The 5964-nt window shown below is 69.5% G+C and carries 6 protein-coding genes; 1 reads left to right on the top strand and 5 read right to left on the bottom strand.

Translation table 11 applies throughout. From position 1 onward, the window contains the following. Nucleotides 1-1050: GNAT family N-acetyltransferase (locus D7V97_RS38880; RefSeq protein ID WP_233583515.1), on the bottom strand; the 1050-nt coding region annotated here is incomplete at its 3' end. Nucleotides 1051-1203: 153 nt separating this feature from the next. Between D7V97_RS38880 and D7V97_RS38875 the strand changes: the two genes are divergently transcribed. Further along, nucleotides 1204-1803 carry a cytochrome c oxidase assembly factor Coa1 family protein gene (locus D7V97_RS38875; RefSeq protein WP_120615639.1) on the top strand — a complete coding sequence of 200 codons (600 nt, stop codon included), beginning with the start codon at nucleotides 1204-1206 and terminating at the stop codon, nucleotides 1801-1803. Between the two features lie 87 nt (nucleotides 1804-1890). On the opposite strand, the gene D7V97_RS38870 is transcribed toward D7V97_RS38875, so the two are convergent. The 4 genes from D7V97_RS38870 to fsa all read right to left on the bottom strand — a co-directional run bounded on the left by D7V97_RS38870 (nucleotide 1891) and on the right by fsa (nucleotide 5813). Beyond that, nucleotides 1891-2856 (bottom strand): electron transfer flavoprotein subunit alpha/FixB family protein, encoded by a 966-nt coding sequence (locus D7V97_RS38870; protein WP_120615638.1) that lies wholly within the window; start codon nucleotides 2854-2856, stop codon nucleotides 1891-1893. 42 nt (nucleotides 2857-2898) lie between these two features. Beyond that, nucleotides 2899-3696, bottom strand: a complete 798-nt coding sequence (locus D7V97_RS38865; protein WP_120615637.1) for an electron transfer flavoprotein subunit beta/FixA family protein — start codon at nucleotides 3694-3696, stop codon at nucleotides 2899-2901. Nucleotides 3697-3861: 165 nt separating this feature from the next. Further along, the gene (locus D7V97_RS38860; RefSeq protein ID WP_120615636.1) at nucleotides 3862-4998 is read right to left on the bottom strand and encodes an acyl-CoA dehydrogenase family protein; all 1137 of its coding nucleotides are present in this window, start codon (nucleotides 4996-4998) and stop codon (nucleotides 3862-3864) included. Between the two features lie 149 nt (nucleotides 4999-5147). Then, nucleotides 5148-5813, bottom strand: a complete 666-nt coding sequence (gene fsa / locus D7V97_RS38855; protein ID WP_120615635.1) for a fructose-6-phosphate aldolase — start codon at nucleotides 5811-5813, stop codon at nucleotides 5148-5150. Nucleotides 5814-5964 lie beyond the last annotated feature (151 nt).

Raw genomic sequence — 5964 nt, 5'->3', positions numbered from 1 at the left:
GCGGGGGATGCGGGGTGGACGGGACTGCTTTTGGCCCACCCGGCCCAAGGAGCGCAACCCCCCGGACAAGGCTAACCCCGAAAGAACCCGCACCAGCACGACCAGTCGCTTGCTGCCGCCCGCCGCGTCCCACTGCTGGTTCGTGGTGGTGGTCAGCGCGTCCGGCGCGGGCCGGAAGTCCAGGCCGGAGAACGTGCGCAGCGACGCGGTGTTGTCCTCGTCGATGTCCGCGTGGACGCGCTCCGCCCCCTGGCGCCGGGCCTCCTCCATGAGGCAGCGCACCAGGGCGGTGGCCACCCCCATGCGCCGCACCCGGGGGGACACCACCAGCGAGCGCACCCAGAAGCCGTCCAGGGCCAGCCCCTCCTGGTGGTAGTCGTCAATCCAGGCGAAGCCCAGCAGGCGCCCCTCGGCGTCGAAGGCCCCCGCCGCCGCGCCCACGCGCCGCTCCTCGGGCAGGCCCCAGCGGTCGCGCAGCTGGCGGCGCAGGAAGGTGCCGGACACCACCAGTCGCTCCGTCGCGAAGGCGAGCAGCGCGTCCAGGTCGTCCGGCCGCACCAGGCGGATCTCCACCGGCCCCACGAAGTGGCGGCGCAGGGGCTTGGTCCACCCGGAGAACAGGTCGCGCAGGTGGCGGTACACCGCGCGGGCCGCGGGCTTCGTCCACACGCCGGACAGGGCCCGCTGCGTCAGGAACAGGGCCGGCCGGGTGGGCCGGGGCAGCCGCAGCACCAGGTTCCCCCGCTTGAGTGCAATCACGCGTCCCACCAGCTCCCCTCCCGGCACGTCGGTGCCACCCAGGAGTGACTCCGTCACCCACGGGTGCGTGGACAGCACCACCTGGGCGGCGAGCCTGGGCCCGTGCCGCACCAGGGCCACGTCCCCGCGCGCCAGCCGCTCCGGCCCGCAGCGAAGCAGGCGCACCGCGTCCCCGCTGCGCAGGAGCGGGTACAGACACCGCCCCATGCCGCGCACCCACAGCCGATGGCCGAAGGGCAGCGCCGCAAGCAGGTCCGCGAGCTCGGCCGTCGAGACGCCACCAGAGGGCATGGCGGACACTCTGTCATGAAGGCGCGCCCCGTCGAGCCTCCGCGACACGTCCCCCACCCCCGCTTCGTCCGGAACCGGCTATGACACGGCCCGACGCCGAAGCGCCGAAGCGCCGAAGCGCCAAAGCGCCGAGCCCAGGAGAGGAGAGACCCCATGCCGACGATGCCCGAGGGTGACTACGCGCCCGCGCCCCGCCAGGGGTGGTGGAGCCGCAACTGGAAGTGGGTGGTGCCGGTGGGCTGCCTGGGGATGATGGCCTCGTGCGTGGGGATGGTCGCCCTGGCGATAGGCTGGGGCTACAGCTCCGTCCGGGACATGGGCGCGTACACGGAGGCGCTCGCCCTGGCGCAGGACGACCCGCACGTGCAGAAGGCGCTGGGCACCCCCTTCAAGCCGGGCTTCCCCAGCAACACCCAGGTGAGCACGAACAACGGCCGCACCCACGCGGAGCTCGTCGTCCCCCTGGATGGCCCCAAGGCGGACGGCACCCTCAACGTCGTGGCCGACAAGCAAGGCGAGGACTGGGCGTTCCGCACCCTCTACGTCCAGCTCGACGACGGCGGCCGCATCGACCTGCTCGACACCGGTGACGCCGACGCGCCGGATGCCCCTGGCGCGCCCGGTGCCCTTCCGGAGGACGAAGCCCCAGACGAACCCGGCGACGAACCTGGTGACGTGGAGCCCAAGGCCCCCGCCGCACCGCTGCCCCCCGCGGACAAGAAGCCCGGCCACGAGAGCGACATCGAGCTGTAGGCAGGCCCCGGACGCACGAAGGGCGCGCTCCCGGAAGGTCTCCCTCCCGGCAACGCGCCCCGCGTGGGACATCTGCTGGCTCCCGGACTACTTCAGCTTCTGGATGCCTTCGCGCAGCGCGGGCAGGACCTTGAAGAGGTCATCCACGAGGCCGTAGTCGGCCACCTGGAAGATGGGCGCCTCCGGGTCCTTGTTGATGGCGACGATGGTCTTGGAGGACTTCATGCCGGCGAGGTGCTGGATGGCGCCGCTGATGCCCGCGGCGATGTACAGCTGCGGCGCGACGACCTTGCCCGTCTGGCCGACCTGGTAGTCGTTGGGCACCCAACCCGCGTCGCACACCGCGCGGGACGCGCCCACCGCGGCGCCCAGCAGGTCCGCCAGCGCCTCGACTTCCTTGAAGTCGCCCTTGGTGCCGCGGCCGCCGGACACCACCACGCGGGCCTCGGTCAGCTCCGGACGCGCGCTCTTCACCTCGTTGAAGCTGACGAACTTCGTCTTGGAGGCCTCCAGCTTCGGCTGGAAGGACTTCACCTCCGCAGCAGCGCCACCGCCCGCGCCGGCGGAGAACTCCGTGGCGCGGATGCTGATGACCTGCACGGGCGTGGTGAGCTTCACCTCGGCGAACACGTTGCCGGCCCACATGGGGCGCGTGAAGGTGATGTCCGCGCCACTGCCGTTGATGGCGGTGATGTCGGTGGCCATGGCGGCCTTCAGCCGGGCGGCGACGCGCGGCAGCAGGTCCTTGCCCTGCGCCGTGGAGGCCGCGCCGATGAAGGTGGCCTTCAGCTCCTGCGCGAGCGAGGCGATGACGGGGGCGTACACCTCCGCCAGGTAGTGCTCGAACTCCGGGGCCGCGGCGGTGTGGACCGCCTTGGCGCCGGTGCCCGCGAGCTCGCCCGCGAGCTTCGACGGGTCCTTGGACAAGAGGACGAGGTGCAGCTCCCCGCCGGCCTTGTCCGCGAGCTGCTTGCCCGCGGCGATGGCGTTGAGGGAAGCCTTGCGCAGGTTTCCGTCCGGCTGCTGCTCGGCGACGATGAGGACGATGGACATGGGTCTGTCTCCGGAATCTTTAGGGATGGATGGGGCGCGCGCTCAGACGACCTTCGCCTCGTTGTGCAGCTTCTCCACCAGGGCGGCCACGTCCGGCACCTTGATGCCGGCCTTGCGCGCCGGAGGCGACGAGAGCTTCAGCACCTGGATCTTCGGCGCCACGTCCACGCCCAGGGCCGCCGGCGTCAGCTCCTCGATGGGCTTGCTCTTGGCCTTCATGATGCCGGGCAGGCTCGCGTACCGGGGCTGGTTCAGGCGCAGGTCCGTGGTGACGACGGCCGGCAGCTGGACCTCCACCGTGGCGAGCCCGTTGTCCACTTCACGCACCACCTGCACGCTCTTCTTGTCCGCGGTCAGCACCACCGCGGGGGACTTGCTCTTCTCCTGCTCGCTCTCCAGCGACTCCACCTTGGAGGCGAACGTCGCCTGGCCCCAGCCCAGGAACTCGGCCAGGTACTGGCCCACCTGGTTCTGGTCGTCGTCGATGGACTGCTTGCCCAGGATGACGATGTCCGGCTTCTCCTTCTCCGCGACCTTCTGGAGCAGGCCCGCGATGCCCAGCTGATCCAACGGGCCCGTGTGGTTCACCCACACGGCGCGGTTGGCGCCCATGGCGAGCGCGTGGCGCAGCTGCTCCTGCACCTCCTTGCCGCCAATGGACACCACCACCACCTCGCCGGTGTGCTTCGCCGCGAGGCGCAGGCCCTCTTCCACGCCGATTTCATCGAAGGGGTTGATCTTGTACTTCAGCCCCTCCTTGACGATGTCCGAGCCGTCCGGCTTGACCTTGATCTTCGACTCGGGATCTTCCACGCGCTTGGCGGTGACGAGAATCTTCACGGCGGGCTTCTCCTCTGTGGGGAGTGCTTGAAAAGTGGGTCGGCTGCTGAAGCGGCACCGGGACGCGGCGCCGGTGTTGACGCGCCGCGCGACAGGGCCGAACTAATAGACATCCGTCCACGGTGGCGGCAACGGGAAAGCCCCGCCGGGGACAGATTTGCTTTTCTACCTGAACAGTTCCTTGGCGATGACCAGCCGCTGCACCTGGCTCGTGCCCTCGTAGACCTGGATGAGCTTGGCGTCGCGCATCAGCTTCTCCACGGGGTATTCCTTCATGTACCCGTAGCCGCCGTAGACCTGCACGGCGTCGGTGGCGACCTTCATGGCCATGTCCGCGGCGAAGCACTTGGCATAGCTGGACTGGAGGGTGTTGCGCTGTCCCTCATCCAGCACCCAGGCGCTCTCCCAGGTGAGCAGGCGCGCGGCGTGGGTGTTCATGGCCATGTCCGCCAGCATGAACTGCACGCCCTGGTGTTCACGGATGGGCTTGCCGAACGTGTGGCGCTGGCTGGAGTAGTCCAGCGAGTGCTCCAGCGCCGCGCGGGCGATGCCCACGGAGAGGCTGGCGGTGAGGGGGCGGCTGTTGTCCAGCGTGGCCATGGCGACCTTGAAGCCCTCGCCCTCCTCGCCGATGCGGTTGGCCACCGGGACACGGACCTCGTCGAAGGTCACCGTGGTGGTGTTGCTGGCCCGCTGGCCCATCTTGTTCTCGTGCTTGCCGGAGGTCAGCCCCTTGGGGCGCCCTTCCACGACGAAGCAGGTGATGCCCTTGTGCTTCTTGCCCTTGTCCAGCGTGGCGAACACGGTGAACTGATCCGCGTAGCCGCCGTTGGTGATGAAGCACTTGCTGCCGTTGAGGACGTACTCGTCGCCCTCCAGGCGCGCGGTGGTGCTCAGGGCCGCCACGTCGGAGCCCGCGCTGGGCTCGGTGAGGCAGAAGGAGCTGAACTTCAGCTTCTCCCCGAAGGGCGACAAGAGGCGCTTCTTCTGGTCATCCGTGCCGTGCAGGATGATGGGCAGGTTGGCCAGGTCGTTGGCGATGATGGACGTGGCCACGCCCGCGCAGCCCCACGCCAGCTCCTCGCAGACGATGACCTGCTCCAGGTGCGACAGGCCCACGCCGCCGTACTCGGTGGGGATGGCCATGTTGAGCAGGCCCAGCTCGAAGGCCGCGGAGAGCAGGTCGCGGGGAAACTCGGAGGTCTCGTCGTAGTGGGCGGCCTTGGGACGCACCACTTCGCGGGCGTACTTGCGAGCGGCATCCTGCAACGCGCGCTGGGACTCGGTGAGCTGGAATTCCATGGGGCGGCTCCGGGAGGGTTGATTCAAATATCAACGCGTTTCCCTGCCATACCGCTCCCGCCGCCGGACCGCCAGCCCCAGCACGCGCCCGCCCGCCACATTCCAGGGACACCGGAACGGACGGGGGGCGCGGCCCGGGAGGCAGGGGGCTACTTGCCCGCGGGCTTGGACTGCTTGGGGACCTTCTCCCAGTCCGCGAGGAACTTCTGGATGCCGCTGTCGGTGAGCGGGTGGTTCGCCAGCTGGGTGATGACGCTGTAGGGCAGCGTGGCGACGTCGGCGCCCAGGCGCGCGGCCTGGAGCACGTGCACGGGGTTGCGCACGCTGGCCACCAGCACCTGCGTGGTGAAGTCGTAGTTCTGGTAGATCTCCAGGATGTGGGCGATGAGCTCCATGCCGTCCTGGGAGATGTCGTCCAGCCGGCCCACGAAGGGCGACACGTACGTGGCGCCGGCCTTGGCGCACAGCAGGGCCTGGTTGGCGGAGAAGCAGAGGGTGACGTTGGTGCGGATGCCCTCGGCGGTGAGCGCCTTGACGGCCTTCATGCCCTCCACGCCCATGGGAATCTTCACGACGACGTTGTCGTGGATCTTCGCGAGCGTCTGTCCTTCCTTGATGAGCTCCGGGGCCTGCAGCGAGACGCACTCGGCGCTGATGGGACCGTCCACGATGGAGCAGATCTCGCGGATGGTCTCCTCCAGCCCGCGGCCGACCTTGGCCAGGAGCGACGGGTTGGTGGTGACGCCGTCCACGCAGCCCATCGCGTGGGCCTTGCGGATTTCCTCGACGTCCGCGCTGTCGATGAAGAACTTCATGCCATCCCCTAGGTGTCCCCGGCCACCGGCGACCGGGCGGGCAGGCCGTAGTCCATGGTCCCCCATGCGTCAAGGATGGCCACCCGGGCGACGGCTGGGTTACAGGTAGCGCCGCTCATGGCCCGCGCCCCCCGCTCCACCGCGAAGACCC

Origin of the sequence: Corallococcus sp. CA053C (genome assembly GCF_003611675.1) — a bacterium.
In the GTDB taxonomy this organism is placed as follows: Bacteria; Myxococcota; Myxococcia; order Myxococcales; family Myxococcaceae; genus Corallococcus.
Note: the sequence above shows the minus strand (reverse complement) of the source record. Positions and strands in the feature narration are given on the sequence as shown.

What these genes read in the sequence shown, in the direction of transcription:
- D7V97_RS38870 (WP_120615638.1), bottom strand. Translation starts at nt 2,856, where the DNA reads ATGTCCATCGTCCTCATCGTCGCCGAGCAGCAGCCGGACGGAAACCTG.
- D7V97_RS38860 (WP_120615636.1), bottom strand. Translation starts at nt 4,998, where the DNA reads ATGGAATTCCAGCTCACCGAGTCCCAGCGCGCGTTGCAGGATGCCGCT.
- D7V97_RS38875 (WP_120615639.1), top strand. Translation starts at nt 1,204, where the DNA reads ATGCCGACGATGCCCGAGGGTGACTACGCGCCCGCGCCCCGCCAGGGG.
- fsa (WP_120615635.1), bottom strand. Translation starts at nt 5,813, where the DNA reads ATGAAGTTCTTCATCGACAGCGCGGACGTCGAGGAAATCCGCAAGGCC.